Source organism: Pseudoalteromonas sp. SG44-17 (assembly GCF_014164235.1).
Lineage (GTDB): Bacteria > Pseudomonadota > Gammaproteobacteria > Enterobacterales > Alteromonadaceae > Pseudoalteromonas > Pseudoalteromonas rhizosphaerae.
This window is the reverse complement of record NZ_JACJEV010000009.1, coordinates 64,914-80,401: the sequence shown is the minus strand read 5'-3', so window position 1 is coordinate 80,401 and position 15,488 is coordinate 64,914. Positions and strand designations below refer to the sequence as shown.

At 41.3% G+C, this 15,488-nt stretch carries 18 protein-coding genes; 2 read left to right on the top strand and 16 right to left on the bottom strand.

Annotation, left to right across the window (positions count from 1 at the left end; all coding sequences use genetic code 11):
* Positions 1–4 precede the first annotated feature (4 nt).
* From ccmI to ccmA, 9 genes are read right to left on the bottom strand one after another with little or no spacing between them, the layout of a single operon-like run.
* Positions 5–1,285, bottom strand: coding sequence for a c-type cytochrome biogenesis protein CcmI (gene ccmI, locus H5182_RS08855; protein WP_182731018.1), 1,281 nt, complete (start codon positions 1,283–1,285; stop codon positions 5–7).
* Positions 1,286–1,747, bottom strand: coding sequence for a cytochrome c-type biogenesis protein (locus H5182_RS08850; RefSeq protein WP_145239304.1), 462 nt, complete (start codon positions 1,745–1,747; stop codon positions 1,286–1,288).
* Positions 1,744–2,316: a DsbE family thiol:disulfide interchange protein gene (locus H5182_RS08845; RefSeq protein WP_182759895.1), complete on the bottom strand. Its 573-nt coding sequence runs from the start codon at positions 2,314–2,316 to the stop codon at positions 1,744–1,746. Before H5182_RS08845 ends, H5182_RS08850 begins: the two co-directional genes overlap by 4 nt.
* Complete coding sequence (locus H5182_RS08840; RefSeq protein ID WP_182731016.1) at positions 2,313–4,280, bottom strand: heme lyase CcmF/NrfE family subunit; 1,968 nt, start codon at positions 4,278–4,280, stop codon at positions 2,313–2,315. The genes H5182_RS08845 and H5182_RS08840 overlap by 4 nt, the downstream gene beginning before the upstream one ends.
* Before the next feature lies 1 nt (position 4,281).
* Positions 4,282–4,761, bottom strand: a complete 480-nt coding sequence (ccmE, locus tag H5182_RS08835; protein ID WP_145239314.1) for a cytochrome c maturation protein CcmE — start codon at positions 4,759–4,761, stop codon at positions 4,282–4,284.
* Complete coding sequence (gene ccmD, locus H5182_RS08830; RefSeq protein ID WP_145239317.1) at positions 4,758–4,961, bottom strand: heme exporter protein CcmD; 204 nt, start codon at positions 4,959–4,961, stop codon at positions 4,758–4,760. The genes ccmE and ccmD overlap by 4 nt, the downstream gene beginning before the upstream one ends.
* A gap of 2 nt (positions 4,962–4,963) precedes the next feature.
* Entirely contained in the window at positions 4,964–5,701 is a 738-nt protein-coding gene (locus H5182_RS08825) for a heme ABC transporter permease (protein ID WP_145239320.1), read from the bottom strand.
* A gap of 1 nt (position 5,702) precedes the next feature.
* Entirely contained in the window at positions 5,703–6,389 is a 687-nt protein-coding gene (ccmB, locus tag H5182_RS08820) for a heme exporter protein CcmB (protein WP_182759894.1), read from the bottom strand.
* Complete coding sequence (ccmA, locus tag H5182_RS08815; protein ID WP_145239326.1) at positions 6,389–7,009, bottom strand: cytochrome c biogenesis heme-transporting ATPase CcmA; 621 nt, start codon at positions 7,007–7,009, stop codon at positions 6,389–6,391. Before ccmA ends, ccmB begins: the two co-directional genes overlap by 1 nt.
* 102 nt (positions 7,010–7,111) lie before the next feature.
* Here ccmA and H5182_RS22335 point away from each other — a divergent pair, with 102 nt between their 5' ends.
* Together H5182_RS22335 and H5182_RS08805 are read left to right on the top strand one after the other, a co-directional pair.
* Positions 7,112–9,796, top strand: a complete 2,685-nt coding sequence (locus H5182_RS22335) for a flagellar hook-length control protein FliK (RefSeq protein ID WP_259398265.1) — start codon at positions 7,112–7,114, stop codon at positions 9,794–9,796.
* 3 nt (positions 9,797–9,799) lie between these two features.
* Positions 9,800–10,108: an EscU/YscU/HrcU family type III secretion system export apparatus switch protein gene (locus tag H5182_RS08805; protein WP_145239329.1), complete on the top strand. Its 309-nt coding sequence runs from the start codon at positions 9,800–9,802 to the stop codon at positions 10,106–10,108.
* Positions 10,109–10,121: 13 nt separating this feature from the next.
* On the opposite strand, the gene H5182_RS08800 is transcribed toward H5182_RS08805, so the two are convergent.
* The 7 genes from H5182_RS08800 to H5182_RS08770 are packed head-to-tail and all read right to left on the bottom strand — an operon-like array spanning position 10,122 to position 15,486.
* Positions 10,122–10,526 (bottom strand): DUF2802 domain-containing protein, encoded by a 405-nt coding sequence (locus tag H5182_RS08800; protein WP_145239332.1) that lies wholly within the window; start codon positions 10,524–10,526, stop codon positions 10,122–10,124.
* 16 nt (positions 10,527–10,542) lie between these two features.
* Positions 10,543–11,040: a chemotaxis protein CheW gene (locus tag H5182_RS08795; protein ID WP_145239335.1), complete on the bottom strand. Its 498-nt coding sequence runs from the start codon at positions 11,038–11,040 to the stop codon at positions 10,543–10,545.
* Positions 11,041–11,059: 19 nt separating this feature from the next.
* Positions 11,060–11,857 carry a chemotaxis protein CheW gene (locus tag H5182_RS08790; protein ID WP_145239338.1) on the bottom strand — a complete coding sequence of 266 codons (798 nt, stop codon included), beginning with the start codon at positions 11,855–11,857 and terminating at the stop codon, positions 11,060–11,062.
* Between the two features lie 3 nt (positions 11,858–11,860).
* The gene (locus tag H5182_RS08785) at positions 11,861–12,631 is read right to left on the bottom strand and encodes a ParA family protein (protein ID WP_145239342.1); all 771 of its coding nucleotides are present in this window, start codon (positions 12,629–12,631) and stop codon (positions 11,861–11,863) included.
* Positions 12,632–12,639: 8 nt separating this feature from the next.
* A complete protein-coding gene (locus tag H5182_RS08780) occupies positions 12,640–13,599 on the bottom strand; it encodes a flagellar motor protein MotB (RefSeq protein ID WP_145239345.1) in 960 nt (319 codons plus the stop codon).
* Positions 13,600–13,604: 5 nt separating this feature from the next.
* Positions 13,605–14,369, bottom strand: a complete 765-nt coding sequence (locus tag H5182_RS08775) for a flagellar motor protein (protein WP_145239348.1) — start codon at positions 14,367–14,369, stop codon at positions 13,605–13,607.
* Positions 14,362–15,486, bottom strand: coding sequence for a chemotaxis response regulator protein-glutamate methylesterase (locus tag H5182_RS08770; protein WP_182759893.1), 1,125 nt, complete (start codon positions 15,484–15,486; stop codon positions 14,362–14,364). The genes H5182_RS08775 and H5182_RS08770 overlap by 8 nt, the downstream gene beginning before the upstream one ends.
* Positions 15,487–15,488: the final 2 nt, after the last annotated feature.

Sequence of the window (15,488 nt, the reverse complement as noted above, 5' to 3'; positions counted from 1 at the left end):
ATCCTTAAGGTATTAATTCATTGATAAGTAAATCATAAGCCTTGGTTTGGCTACGTTCTAACACATCTGAACGCCCTTCCAACTCACCCGTTGAAGGCATTACTGATGCATCCTTTGAAATGCGTGCAGTTAAAATAATTTTATCAACGCTCGAAAGCGTTAAACCTGCAACCATAGCATTACTATCACTTAACTGTACTTCAATTGGAAAACTATAATCTGTTAATTTTACCACTGCGAGTGGCATTGGTGGACCATTGGCGGCTTTTGCAAAGACGAATAAGGTTCCTTGCGTTGGAAGCTTGTCAGTAAACTGTGGAGCAAGATTAACAGTGATTTTAATAGCGCTAGTTTGGACTGCGTTATTATCTTCGTCACTGCTCTGTTGAACTTGTTGTTGTGTATTTTCAGCAGAAATATTTTGTTCAATTTCAGTAATCCTCTGAGCAATCATGCCATAACGAGAGTCTTGTTCGTCCATACTATTTAAAAGTACTTCGAATGCTGATTTTGCTTGTAACCAATCGTGACGCTCGTAAGCAATTAATGCTAACAATGAAATAGCATCAAGGTTAGTTGGATCGTCTTTAAGTACTTTAGAGAGCATACCCGCAGCGCGCGTCATATTTGCCTCACTGCCTTCCAGTAATAGCACTTGGCTGTAACTGATAAGCACAGGCATATTGTCAGGATCCAGACGCAACACTTTATCAAATGACTGTTGTGCCATATCGTATTCATTCAATGACATAGCAACACGTCCTAGCAGCATCCAGGCCACTTGATCATCACCACTTTGATCTAGTTTAGTGCGTAGCCCTAACGCAAACGCTTGTAATTCATTTTGGGTTAAAGGCTCGCCTTTTTGCATCACTGCACGTTCACCGTAGGCAGGTAAATTATCCATAGCGCTGTGCCAGTTCTGTAATTGCTGTTGTGAGCCAGTAGCAGTATAAAATATAGCCGTAAAAGCAATTAAAAATGCGCTACCGGTTAACGCAAAGATACGGTTATTACCCTTACTCATCAGTGATTTTTCAGGTGATAACTCATTTAGTAAACGACGTTTGAGCTCAATCACAGACTCATCATGGTTAGCTTGATCAATACGTTGATTTGCTAAATCATTCGCCAGCTCACCAAGGCGCTGATGGTAAATGGCAATAAGCTCTGAATTAGCATTGTAAGTGAGACTTTGTATGCGCTCTTTACTCAAAAAAGGCAATGCCACAAACGCCACAGCTAATAAGGTTAATAATGCAAAAGAAACCCACATTAGTATCATTTAAATCTGCTCCTGACGTTCATTTTTCGCAATGAGCTTGGCTAATAACGCCTCATCTTGCTCACTCCATGTTTGCTTAACCGCAGCCTTACGTTGTCGAAAAATAATAAAACCAAAGCCAAATACCACAATCAAAATAGGTAATACCCATAACACTAATGTTGCTGGCGTAACCGGCGGATCGTAGTGAACAAAATAGCCATAGCGGTCAATCATATATTCAATCACATCGTCTTTCGATTTGCCTTCTTTGACTAACGCCAATACTTTTTCGCGTAAATCTTTTGCAACCACAGCATCTGAATCTGCGATATTTTGATTTTGGCATTTAGGGCAACGTAATTCTTTAGTTAACTCAGTAAATCGTTGCGCTTGTTCGTTGTTATCAAATTGGTACCGATCTTGCTCTGCCATAGCTATGCCACTAGCTAATATCATTAAAGCAATTATAAAATATTTCATGGCTGTAATTCCTGCATCAAGGGAGCAAATTTAGCACGCCAAACTCGTGGGTTTATATCGCCAGTATGGTGCAATAAAATGGTGCCTTTGCTATCCACTAAAAATGTTTCAGGTGCACCTGATACACCTAAATCAAGCGAAAGTGTACGATGTAAGTCAAGAATATTAAACTGATACGGATCACCTGCACGACTTAACATTGACGCCACTTCTTCACGAAGCGCTGACATATCAAATTCACCATCAAAGTCAGCATCGTAACTTTGCACATAGTAAAGCCCGACAATTTTAACGCCTTGCTCTCGCAATTGGGTTAAATAATCTAATTCAGCCAAACAGGTAGGACACCAAGTGCCCCACACATTGAGTAAATATACATCGCCTTTTAATTGGCCATCTTGCCAACGCTTTGAATCCTGCATTAAATCTGGTAAATCAAAAGCTGGCATCGGTTGACCTAACCGACCAGTTTGAATTTCTCTTGGGTTTGAAAACAAACCTTGAAATAAAAACACGCACACTAAAACAAACGCCAACAGAGGTATTAGCGCTAACAACTTGCGGTTCATACCAGCTTCTCCTGTGACTTATCGATGCTTTTCTTACTAGTGCGGTAACGTTTATCACCTAAAATCATAAAACCGGCAAGTGATATCAACACACCACCAATCCACATCCAACGCACAAATGGCTTATGGTAGATACGCAGTGACCAACCACCGTTATTTAATTGCTCACCAAGGGCAAGGTATAAATCGCGGGTAAAGCCAGCATCAATTGCAGCCTCAGTCATAAATTGCATACCAATATCGTAACGGCGTTTTTCTGCATGCAGTATAGTAACTAGTTTATCATTTTTCAGGACACTCACTTCTCCAGCATGACCACTGTAGTTTGGTCCACGAATAGTGTTAACCCCTTCAAAGCGATACTGATATTGGTTTAACTGCACGATTTCGCCCGGCTTCATCGAAACATCACGTTCAACAGAGTACGCAGAAGTTAAAGTGACTCCTGCGATGACAAAGGCAATACCTACATGCCCTAGTACCATCGCCCAATAACTAAGTCCTAACCTTTTAAGGCCTTGGCTAAAGTTAGTTTGCACAGTAGCTTTAACATATAAATCAACACCGGTGGTGATCACAATCCATATCGCAAGCGTGGTCGCCAATAAAGTTAAAGGCGCTACGATGGCATAACTTGAATATAACCAAGTAGCACCGATTACTATGCTCATTAACGCTGAGACAAGGAGTTTATTTTGTAAAAAAGACCACTTGTTTTGCTTCCAACGTAACAGAGGGCCAATACCCATTAAGATGGCAAACGGCACCAAAATAATGGCAAACATTTTATTAAAGAATGGTTCGCCAATTGAAATACTGCCTAAGCCCATTTCTTTATGAACCATAGGTAATAAAGTACCTAGTAACACAATAAAAGTAGCAACCACTAAAAATATATTATTGAGCCATAATGCCACTTCACGTGATACCAGTTTATAGCGACCTTCGCTGCGTACTTGCGATACCCTAAATGCATATAACGTTAACGCACCGCCGACTACTATCGCTAAAAACGCTAAGATAAATAAACCACGATCGGGGTCGGTAGCAAATGCATGCACGGAGACAATAATGCCAGAGCGAACAATAAAGGTGCCCAGTAAACTTAATGAAAATGCAGCAATCGCAAGTAATACGGTCCATGATTTAAATACACCGCGTTTTTCAGTTACCGTCAATGAATGCAATAGCGCCGTAGCTACTAACCAAGGCATGAGCGATGCGTTTTCAACGGGATCCCAAAACCACCAGCCACCCCAGCCAAGCTCGGAATATGCCCACCAGCTTCCGATAGTGATACCTAATGTTAAAAATCCCCACGCAGTCATTGTCCACGGACGTGACCACTTAGCCCAAGTATTATCAAGTTTACCTGTTAATAATGCAGCAATTGCAAATGAAAAAGAGACCGATAGCCCAACATAACCCATATACAGTAAAGGAGGATGGATGATCATTCCGGGGTCTTGTAATAACGGATTAAGGTCGCGCCCTTCGACAGGAAAATACGGCAGTAATAATTCAAATGGGTTCGACATCCACAGAGTATAAAGCATAAAGCCAACCCCTAAAAAGCCTAACACACCTAATACACGTGCTCTTAATATCCAAGGTAATGAATTAGAGCGCAGTGCAACAACTGCAGTCCAACCAGCTTGCATAACTAACCATAATAAAATAGCGCCTTCATGGCCGCCCCAAGTTGAGGTGATTTTATAATACCAAGGCAAAGTACTACTTGAATGATACGCCACGTACGCGACGGTAAAATCATCAGTTAAACTTGCATAAATAAGGGCTGCGAATGACAACAGTACGAATACAAATTGGCCGATAGCTAATGAAGGAGCAGCACGCATTAACCGTAAATTACCAGTATGTGCGCCCCACAAAGGAAAAATACACAATAAAACACTCAGCACCATAGCCAGTGTTAGAGAAAAATAACCGATTTCTGGGATCATCTTAATTGCCACTTTCTAAGTTATATTTTGGTTTTTCGTGTTTGATCCCCTTCACCGCTTCCGCAACTTCGGCAGGCATATACTCTTCGTCATGCTTAGCCAATACCTCGAACGCTTCTATTACATTAGGTTCAATCAACACACCTTGAGCAACAATCCCTTGCCCCTCACGAAATAAGTCAGGCAAAATACCTTGGTATTTAATCGTTACTAAGGGGCCTGTATCAATCAAGGTAAAGCTTACTTGTAGGCTGGTTTCATCCCGAATCACTGATCCTGGAACTACCATACCGCCAATACGCAACTTTTGACCAATATGCGGCTTTTCTTTATCTGGGCCTTTCCCCTCGATTAACTCACTTGGTGTATAAAATAGATTAATATTTTCTTGCAGAGCATAAAGTACTAAACCAATGGCGGCACCAATACCAAATACAATAGCGACGACGCCAAGCAAACGTTTCTTACGTCTTGGGTTCATGCATGATTCTCCTGCTTAGCGTGTTTAATGCGAGCTTCTCGTTCAGCTTGTTGCTGCACAGAAGCCATAATACGCTTTGTATCATTCAAAGAGCTTACTAAAATACCTAACAAAATCAGTGCACATGAACCAAAAGAAAGCCACACATAAAAGCCGTAGCCGCCCATGGCAATAAAATCAGAAAAAGAATCAAACTGCATAACTAACCCCTATTCAACAACTGGCGCACCCAAGGACGATGCTTTTCACGTTGTAAAATTTCATTTTTAAGACGCATCAAAGTCACCATACCGACAAAGCCGGCAAACGCGACTATATTTACCATTAATGGCCAAAACATACTTGGATCAATAGCTTTCGTATCAAACTTGGTAATACTGGCACCTTGATGCAAGGTGTTCCACCACTCAACAGAAAAATGGATGATTGGTAGGTTAATTACCCCCACAATAGCCAAAATAGATGCAGCTCGACCTGCTGCTTTTTTATCTTCAAAGGCATGATATAAAGACAATACCCCTAAGTATAAAAATAATAGAATGAGCTCAGACGTGAGTCGTGCATCCCATACCCACCAGGCCCCCCACATAGGTTTACCCCAAGCGGCGCCAGTAATAAGTGCAATTGCAGTTACACATGCACCAACAGGTGCAATAGCAATTACTGCTAACTCTGCATTACGAAGTTGCCATACCAAAGCGATCACTGCAGCTATGGCCATTGATGAATAAGCACCCATCGATAAAATAGCTGATGGTACATGAATAAAGATAATGCGATAACTGTCTTTTTGCTGATAGTCGGCAGGCGCATAGGCTAACCCCCAGACCCAACCAATAAGCATACAGACAACCGTTATCACGGTAAAATAGGGCAGTAACGTATTGCATAATTGATATGCACGCTCTGCTTTGGCGTAGGGATGTAACCACTTCCACATATTAACTTACACTCACTTTCAATGCTGACGATATGGCGATTGGTGCGCTGATAATTGTAATGACGAGCATCGCACCAAGGATGGCAAGCTGCCCACTATAATCCAGTGACATTGTACTGGTATCGATAGCAGACGTTGCAAAAATTAATACGGGGATATACAAAGGCAGGACCAATAAACTCATCAAAATACCGCCTTTTTGTAATCCCACAGTAAGCCCAGCGCCAATAGCGCCGATAAAACTAAGTAATGGCGTACCCAAGAGCAAGGTAAGCACCGTTGCAATCAATGCTTGATTGTCTAAATTTAATAACAAGGCGAACAGCGGCGTCATCAACACCAACGGCAAGCCAGTAATGATCCAATGGGCAACAACTTTACCGAGCACCGTTAACGGTAGCGGGTACGATGAAGCAATCAATTGCTCTAAACTACCATCATGATAGTCATCACGAAATAGTTTATCTAAGCCTAACATGGTTGAAAGTAAAGCGGCGACCCAGATAATACCAGGTGCCATACGGCTAAGTAGACCGGGCTCAGGACCAATTGCTAACGGAAATAATGTAATAACAATCAAGAAGAACAAAATGGGGTTTACGATTTCAGCACGCTGGCGAAATGCCAGCTGTAAATCTTTCTTACAAACGGCACTAAATAGCTGCCAATATGAATGCTGGCGTAACATCAGTGTCGGTACTCCAAAGTCACTGTTTGTAACTCATTAAAATGCGTAGTTAAATCTTGATGGGTAGTTAATAAAATCGCCCCACCTTGTTCTAGATGGGCTAAAAACCGTTGCTGTAAAAATGCAACCCCGGATTTGTCTAAGGCTGTAAATGGTTCATCCAGAACCCATAACTTCGCATCATTAAGCCAGAGCCTAATCAGCGCAACACGACGTTGCTGACCGGCTGATAGAGTACGCACAGGTACATCTTCAAGACCAACTAAGCCAATTTTAGCTAATAATGAGTAAAGATCTTGCTCAGTATTGTAACCTTGAATTTGCAACCAAAACCGTAGGTTTTCAATCGCACTAAGTTGACTATTCACCCCGGTTTTATGACCGATAAATAACAACTGTCGGGCAAATTCATCATAGTTTTTAGCAATTGATTCACCTTGCCACATAACTTGTCCTTCATCGGGCGCAGAAAAACCCGCAATTATACGCAACAGTGATGTTTTACCAGCCCCATTTGGGCCTGCTAATTGCATGATTTGACCTGATTTCAAGCTGAAATTAAGATCCGCAAACAAACAACGCTCTTGCTTGATGCAGGTGACGGACTTAATGTGTAACAAGATGATGATTCTCTATACCCAAAATTAGGCGTTAGTCTATCATAATGATAGGGTAATACGAATAATGCTTTGCACCTATTAACGAAAACTTGATTTAAATTAATGAACAAACCTACACAGATAACATTAGCGAATTCGCTTCCTATAAGTCATTCGTCACACAATGGCGTTGCACAGCAATTACCTGTTTTCAGCGAGCAAACACTCAGCGCTAAAAATATCGTATTCGCCAATGGCTCTGTGCAGATGGAAGTCTATATTGATAAGCATTGGCAAACATTGCGCTTAGCTACAACTGGCACTGAAACAAACACTCAAAAAATTGCCAGTGCCGATATTCAACTCAGTAATGATGGTAAACAACTCACTATTTTACCAAAACAAACTGAAATCAGCCTACGCCAAACAAACCAGCTGCAAAGTGTTTTGAATTTTATTAATAGTGGTGATCAGGTCGATAATAAACCATTGTCGTTGCAAATTATTTTACAACCTGCTGCAAAATTACTGTTAAACCAATTACACGCCAGTATTCCTATCAATAAAGAAGTCGCCCAACTACTGCACAGTGAACAAGGCCTAAAAGCAATAATTACTCCGAACCGCAATAATTTTACCTTAAGTGTTATTAATCGCTTTGCTGATACACTTCACCAACAGCCAATCAGTCAAGCAAAACTTGCTCTTTGGCTAAGTAAACAAGTGCCTAATGGGCAGCTACAGCTAGATAAAAACGCCGTAATACTGAGTTTTAATAACTATAATGGCAGTATTAAATTAGTACCTCAGCAGCCGTTACAGAGCCACAGTACACACACAACTCAGCTTGGCGGAGTAATTCAAAAAGTACAATTAAATGCGCTTAATGAACAATTAATAATAAAAACGCAGCTACCAAAAATAGCCTTGCAGTTAAAAAATTCATTAGCCCATACTTTTAATTCACTGGTACAAAAAAGCCATGTACCAGGCCAGTTTAATACCCAAACAAGTGCAGCACCTATTAGCCCCTCATTGGTCAGTAGCAGCCCAATAAGCTCGTGGTTACAAGACAGTTTTGCTGACTTAAAAACCCGAATAAGTGACGCAGTACGCTATTTTGAAAGCAAACCATTTAGTCAATTAGCAATGATCAGCAATAAATCAGCTGTAGCACAATCGCTAACACCAACACATCAAACTGCACAAACCTTATTACCCAAATCACTCCGGCAAATAAACCTTGTGGCAATGGCGACAAGCAACACCCAACCATTACTGGCAGATATCAGTCAAGGTACCGCGCTGCCAAAGCATTATCACCAGTCGCCTCCCCTGGTACAGTTATTTCAGCGATTAAAAGCCGGTTTAGCAAGTATTACAGAGCCTAATGTGGTTAAAAATAACAGTACTACTGCGGCGCCACTGAGCAACGATACAGATAGCCATCAGCAATTAAATAAACTAGCCGCCGCGATTCAATCCAGCAAGCAAACTGCAGTAGCGCAAAATAAAATACCGCAGGTTACTGCTAATCCAAAACAAACAGCCGCTGATATTCATGCTCAACCGACTCAACCGGCTCAGCTAAATAAAGAACCTATCACTAAAGCGCCGGCACGCAGTTCCGAACAAATTCTACCCAGCAAAATCAATAGTACAACTGTCAATGTCAGTGATAATAGCGCTGCAGCCAAAACAGTTATAGCCGATGCTCAGCAAAAATTAAAAACAACTCCACCGTTTGCTGCTGGGGTAGATACCAAAGTAGCATCTCTAACAGCACAGTTAAACAACGACAATCTAAAATCAAGTACCCACTCACATATCGATGCACCATTAAAAGGGCCGATAACTAGCGCTTTGCCAGCCAGCCAAATAAGCTTACCATTGGAAGCCAAATTATTGGCGTCACTATTAAAAACGCCTAGCGAAAAGCCGCTGCCTAATTTTAAATCAGCAGCAAACTACGATAAACAGCATATCGCTTCACAAATTGATAAACTAGCAACGACCAAAGTGAGTGATAATGTCGATTTAAATCGGCTAGTCAATCAAGCTTTTAGCCGCATGATTGACAGCCAATCGTTGCAACCGTTAACCATTCAACGAGAAATACTCAGTGTTTTACGTCCAGAAAGCTTAACAAATAGTGCCCTGCAAAATAGTTTTAGCCAATCTGTTGAGCATTTGGCCGTGGCTATTTTAGCGGCTCCAAGCTTAGCAAATATCAGCGCATTGAATTTTAATAGTCAAAGCTCACTTGATGCTTTACTCCAAGTATTGGTGCCTAACTTTAAAGCAATTAACCCACAGAAACTGCAAGAACAATTACTACAGCCACAATCACAAGCATTAGCGGCTGAGCTGAGCCAAATAAAAACTGCAATTAGCCAAATTAACACGACCCCCTTAAATCAGCAGCCTGATAATAATCCGTTAGTACAATTTTTACTGCCGATGCGACTGCCACCGGAAACCGCACAGACAGAAATTTCATTAGGGCAATATAAAAAACCAAGCCAAAATAAACTCGAAGATAAAAATGTTTGGTTTGTGCGACTTAATTTTGATTACGCAGAGCTAGGCCAATTACAGATCACCGCTGAATTAATGGATAAAGCACTAGATTGTCAATTACTTGCCTCAAGCCAAGATATCACCGCAATGGCTCATCCGCATCTTGAGAGTTTGCGCCATAAATTAACAGCTCATGGCTTACAAGTTGGTGAAATGAAGCTAAGCCAAGGTGCGCCGCAACACCAAGCTTTTTATCAGTCCCATGCCATTATTAATATTAAGGTTTAAACCATGAGTGAGATACCAAAACATAAGTCTGCAATTGGTTTAGTTTACGAAGCCGGTCGCACTCCTACAGTCAGTAGTAAAGGGTTTGGTGAGCTCGCAGAAGAGATCATTAAAGCCGCAGAAGAAAAAGGAATTTTGATCCACAAAGATGAAGCTTTGGCTAAAACGTTATCGCATTTAGAGCTTGGCGAAGAGATCCCAAGAGAACTGTATTATGTGATTGCCGAACTGATTGCTTTTTCATATGTACTGCGGGGTAAATTTCCACCTGGCTGGCAAGACTTTCAAGGCAAGTTAAATATTCAGGCGTAAAAAATAAAAGGCGCTAATTAGCGCCCTTTTGATGATGTAACGACATTAATAGTTCGGCTTCGGCACGTGGAAGTTCACACTCTCGTATGATCTCTTCAATATCGGCACCTAATTCAACCATTTTCACTGCTCGAGAATAAATTTTCGCATCAGGATCGTCATATTTTTGCGCATCTTGTAACTGCGCTAACTCTTGATTTCGCTGCTCTACAGCAACTAAGCGCTTACCAATACTTAGCATACCGGTGCGCATTTCTGCGACTTCACTGCGTAAAATACTGAGCTGTTGTTGAGTTTCTTGCAGTTGCAGTATTTTGCTTTTTAATGCTGCAGCGTACTTATTATTATTAATAAAAATTAGTCCCAGGCATACTAGCACCAGTACAATTGAGACTCCAAGCAACGAGTATAACAACATAGTTTTTCCGTAAGCGTTATAAATCGCTCAACTCATCCCACTCTTCGTCATTTAGTAATTTATTTAAATCAACTAAAATCAATAATTCACCATCACGATTACTAACACCTTGAATAAACTTGGCACTTTCTTCAGTACCAATGTTTGGTGCACTATCAATTTCTGAGCTACGTAAATAAACCACTTCTGCTACACTGTCGGCTAAGATACCAATAACTTGCTCTTCAGCTTCAATAATTAATACTCGTGAATTGTCTGTTGCTTCTGCAGACATCAAACCAAATCGTGCACGCGTATCGATTACTGTTACAACATTGCCACGTAAATTAATAATCCCTAAAACATAGCTTGGAGCACCTGGTACTGGAGCAATCTCTGTGTAACGCAAAATTTCTTGCACTTGCATCACATTCACACCATAGGTTTCTGATTCAAGCTTAAAAGTTACCCACTGCAATACTTCATCATTGCCATCGGTATTTTTACTGCTTGATAATAATCTTTGTTCACTCATGTTATTACTCCAAATATCGTTACTGGTCGCGGCTATCTAAACCTTGCTCTAATAATTGACCTAAGCTTTGCACATCAATTAAGGCACACATTTTTTCTTTAATTACACCTGCAAGCCAAGGCCGCTTGCCACTTTTAGCTCGCCATTTTACATCTTCACTACGTAGTGTAATATTATTAACTAGCTTTTCAGCCAACAATCCCCATTGGCTATTACCTAAAGTAATTAAGTATTGGTAGTTTAATTTGTCTTCTAACTCTTGGGTATACTTTTCTGGCATCACCCAGCGAGCAGTATCGACTACATTAAGATTCTCATCACGATTTAGCATCACTCCTTTAAACCACTTGGGTTTACCAAAAAGCTGATTAACTTCACCTAATTGATGAATACCACCTAATGCTTTTAATGGTACAGCGAGAGTCAGCCCTGCCACTTCAAAGAATAACGCCTGAAACTCGCCGTCAAAATAATCTTCTTGACGCTGTACAGGAGTCTTGTCTTTAGCAATATTTAACTGTTCGCTCACTTTAGCTATATCTTTGATATTAGCTTGGATCTGTGGTTTCTCAAGGAGCGGTGTAATTTGCGCTGGTATTTCTTTCTCAAGGCTCGTCTTTGGCTCATCAAGTGCGTTTGGCTGCACAATCGTTTGCTGCGATGCCTTTAGTGGCATTTTATTGCTACTTTCTGTGGATGGAACTTGTTCGAGTAATTTTGCAACCGGGTGTAAGTCTGTTGACTCATCGTCTTCGCACAGTAAAGCCCCCAAGTACTGGGTCATTACTTTTTCATTAGCAAATAATTGCTTACTCATTCATTAACCTTGTTCAATCAAATAATCGAGTAATGCGCGATAAGCATAAACACCTCTTGAGCGTGGACAATACTGAATCGGTACTTGTTGAGCTAAACTTGCATCACGGAACTTAGTGTCTACGGGTATTACCCCTGGCCATACTTTTTCTTGGTACGTTTGCTGTAATGTCTTATATGCTTCAAGGGATGCATTTGTGCGCTTATCATACATTGTAGGGATAATGGTATATTGATACTGCTTTGATTGCGAGCTTTGCATTAATTCCATGGTCCGCATCATTCGGTCAAGCCCTTTGAGAGCTAAAAACTCAGTTTGTACTGGCACTAAAATGCGCTCACTTGCAGCCAATGCGTTAACCATTAAGACACCTAACACTGGCGGGCAATCTAAAATAGCATAATCATAATGCTCACTAATTTTTGCTAAGGCTTTTTTTAAGATAAGCCCCATTCCGGTCTTATTACCCATACTACGATCGAGTGTCGCTATAGCCATAGTTGCAGGAAGAATATCTAAGTTGTCTATGTTCGATGGACACAAAGCTTGCAATATTTCTTCACTTGCCATGGTGTTACCACGGGCAAATATATCATACACACTAACTTCTAAATCTTCTGAATCAATGCCAAAGTAATACGTTAAAGATGCATGAGGATCGGTATCAATCAGTAATACCCGCTTTCCTTGCAGCGCTAATATACCAGCTAAACTCACAGCCGTGGTCGTTTTCCCTACTCCGCCTTTTTGATTTGCTACCGTCCAAATTTTCACATCACACCTTATTTTTGTTCGTTGCGCGTTGTAATTCGTATACCACCGTGTGGGAGTTGGATCACTTTAATAGTGTTATCATCACTTGGCAACTCAATTGGCTGCTCAGCTTCAGTTTCTATTGCTGATTGCTCGATTGATACAATGGGCTTGGGTGGTAAACCATATTTTGATAATGCAACGACTACTTTACGATTTTCAGCGCGCCCTTGCTCTGTATCATTATCGGAAAAAGGAGAATACTGACCGTAACCTTCGATGGCCATTCGCGCAGGGTTGATACCCAATGCATCAAGTTCGACTAAAATAGAGGTCGCTCTTGCAACAGATAGCTCCCAATTAGAACGAAACATTTCATTATGAATAGTTTCATTATCGGTATAACCACGTACTCTGACGTAGTTATCTACAGGAGCAATAATATCGTTCACTAATTTTATTACTGCTTTCGCGCGTTGATGCGCCACAGCACTGCCACTGGAAAATAACATTCCTGAGCTTAACTCAATAATCAACCAGTCTTGGTGTAACTCTAAACTTGCTTCGCCATCGCGTATTTCATCGATCAAAGCTGATTGTAATTTAGTTAATAAACTATCTAGCGGTTTACCTAAGTGTTTTTGTTTTATGTTACTGGTGTCGCTTTGGCCATCAAGTAACTGCGGGCCAACTTCTTGCTTTTGAATACTCTCACCAAACAACAGTTCTTTTTCTGGGCTTACTCTGTCGGTTAATAAACCAGTACCGGTCACACCTTGACCTTCTTGGCTATACTGACGAGCTGACTTGTCAAAAACCTGCTCCAGCGAATCAGATAAAATTTGGAAGCTTTCTTCTTTATTAATCGCAATCGCATACATCACTACAAAGAATGCAAACATAATAGTCATGTAATCGGCGTACGACACTAGCCAACGTTCTGTATGCTGACTTTTGGTCGATGAGTGACGAAGTCGACGGCGCATCATAATAATTATTCTTGTAGCTGACTTGGACGCTCTACACGATACGCTTCAAGTTTCAGCTCAATATTGACAGGGCTATCACCTTGGCTCATTGCAATAATTCCTTCAGCTAATAACTCATGAAACAGCATCTTTTGTTCTACTTGTTGTTTTAGCTTATTAGCCATGGGTAAAAACAGTAAATTTGCTAAACCAACCCCATAGATGGTCGCGATAAAAGCCGTCGCAACCCCCGCACCTAACTTTTCAGGCTCAGTGATAAATGACATTGCTTGGATCAGACCAAGCACTGCACCTAATATACCGATAGTAGGACTGTAACCGCCCAACGCCTCGTATACCCGGCTGGCTTCAAGTAAACGTTCCCTCTCTAACAATAAATCAATTTCTAACGCATCTCTAAGTTTTTGCTCGCTGTTACCATCAATCAATAAACTCAGGCCTTTGGCAACGTACGGGTCTGGATGTGTTAATGCTACTTCTTCAAGCGCTAAATACCCTTCTTGGCGAGCTTTTTGTGACCAACTTTTAACTTGCTCAATTGCTCTGTCGATATCATGACTTGGAGGAAAAAACACCCAATGACTTATTCTTAAGACTTTATTAAACGTATGTGCCGGTGTTTGTAGCATTACAGCACCTAACGTACCACCCAATACAATAATTAGTGCTGGGCCATTAAATAAAGCACTTACAACCCCACCCTCTAGTGAGTAACCATAGCCAATCGCCAAAAGTGCAACGAACAGGCCTAGAAACGACAACTTATCCACAACCAATTTCTCGAACTAACCGATTAGCAACCTCTTCAAGTGCGATACTTGCCGACGATAGCCCAGCGTTAGCAACCGCCTGTGGCATACCATATACCACACTGGTTTTTTCATCTTGCGCCCAAATAGTGGCGCCGGCTTGTTTGAGCATTCTTGCACCATCTCGTCCATCAGCGCCCATGCCTGTAAGTACCACAGCTAACACATCACCTTGAAAAGATTTGGCTGTACTAGCAAAAGTAACGTCAACACTGGGCTTATAAGTGATCCGCGCACTGTCGTCCTCAAAAACACGTAACGTGCGATTTCCACCTCGTCCCTCAACCAGCATCTGTTGACCACCTGGCGCTAGATAAGCGACGCCTGGCATTAATCGGTCGCCTTGTTGTGCTTCTTTTACTTTTATTTTGCACAAGCCATTTAAACGAGCGGCAAATGCTGGCGTAAACGCAGCTGGCATATGCTGTATTAACAAAATGGGATGTGGGAAGTTGGCCGGCAACTTAGTCAAAATAGTTTGCAGTGCGACAGGCCCCCCTGTGGAGGTGCCTATTGCAACTATTTGATATTTCTTACCCGAAGCACGTGTATTAGCTGCAATGTTCGAAGCGGGCGCTGTGCTGCGGTTAAAACTTCTATCAGGTTGAGTTATCGCAGGTCGACTTGTTGTACCTGCAGAAACGGAAGGTGTCGGTGTCGGCCTACTGAAGCGTGATAGACGCTTGCGTCCAATTTCTTTTACTTTATTTTGTAATAACTTAATCGCATCTTCATTATTACGAGCAATATCTTCAAATTTTTTCGGTAAAAAATCTAAAGCACCCGCATCAAGTGCGTCTAAGGTTGCTGTTGCGCCATCACGGGTCAAGGAAGAGAACATCAGAATTGGGGTTGGATTTGCTGCCATGATCTCTTTTACAGCACTAATACCATCAAGCACAGGCATTTCAACATCCATAGTGATTACATCTGGACGCAATTGATTTGTCTTGTCTACCGCTTCTCTGCCATTTACCGCAAAACCAATTACTTCAATATCCTTATCTTGCTCGAGTATTTCGCTCACCCTGCGGCGAAAGAAACTTGAATCATCAACAACTAAAACTTTAACTGCCATTG

Bases quoted from the DNA above. Each gene is read 5' to 3' on its own strand.
- H5182_RS08850 (WP_145239304.1), bottom strand. From the start codon at position 1,747: ATGAAATATTTTATAATTGCTTTAATGATATTAGCTAGTGGCATAGCT.
- H5182_RS08845 (WP_182759895.1), bottom strand. From the start codon at position 2,316: ATGAACCGCAAGTTGTTAGCGCTAATACCTCTGTTGGCGTTTGTTTTA.
- ccmD (WP_145239317.1), bottom strand. From the start codon at position 4,961: ATGCAGTTTGATTCTTTTTCTGATTTTATTGCCATGGGCGGCTACGGC.
- H5182_RS08795 (WP_145239335.1), bottom strand. From the start codon at position 11,040: ATGAGTGAACAAAGATTATTATCAAGCAGTAAAAATACCGATGGCAAT.
- H5182_RS08770 (WP_182759893.1), bottom strand. From the start codon at position 15,486: ATGGCAGTTAAAGTTTTAGTTGTTGATGATTCAAGTTTCTTTCGCCGC.
- ccmI (WP_182731018.1), bottom strand. From the start codon at position 1,285: ATGATACTAATGTGGGTTTCTTTTGCATTATTAACCTTATTAGCTGTG.
- H5182_RS08805 (WP_145239329.1), top strand. From the start codon at position 9,800: ATGAGTGAGATACCAAAACATAAGTCTGCAATTGGTTTAGTTTACGAA.
- H5182_RS08840 (WP_182731016.1), bottom strand. From the start codon at position 4,280: ATGATCCCAGAAATCGGTTATTTTTCTCTAACACTGGCTATGGTGCTG.
- H5182_RS08825 (WP_145239320.1), bottom strand. From the start codon at position 5,701: ATGTGGAAGTGGTTACATCCCTACGCCAAAGCAGAGCGTGCATATCAA.
- H5182_RS08800 (WP_145239332.1), bottom strand. From the start codon at position 10,526: ATGTTGTTATACTCGTTGCTTGGAGTCTCAATTGTACTGGTGCTAGTA.
- H5182_RS22335 (WP_259398265.1), top strand. From the start codon at position 7,112: ATGAACAAACCTACACAGATAACATTAGCGAATTCGCTTCCTATAAGT.
- ccmE (WP_145239314.1), bottom strand. From the start codon at position 4,761: ATGAACCCAAGACGTAAGAAACGTTTGCTTGGCGTCGTCGCTATTGTA.
- H5182_RS08790 (WP_145239338.1), bottom strand. From the start codon at position 11,857: ATGAGTAAGCAATTATTTGCTAATGAAAAAGTAATGACCCAGTACTTG.
- ccmB (WP_182759894.1), bottom strand. From the start codon at position 6,389: ATGTTACGCCAGCATTCATATTGGCAGCTATTTAGTGCCGTTTGTAAG.
- H5182_RS08780 (WP_145239345.1), bottom strand. From the start codon at position 13,599: ATGATGCGCCGTCGACTTCGTCACTCATCGACCAAAAGTCAGCATACA.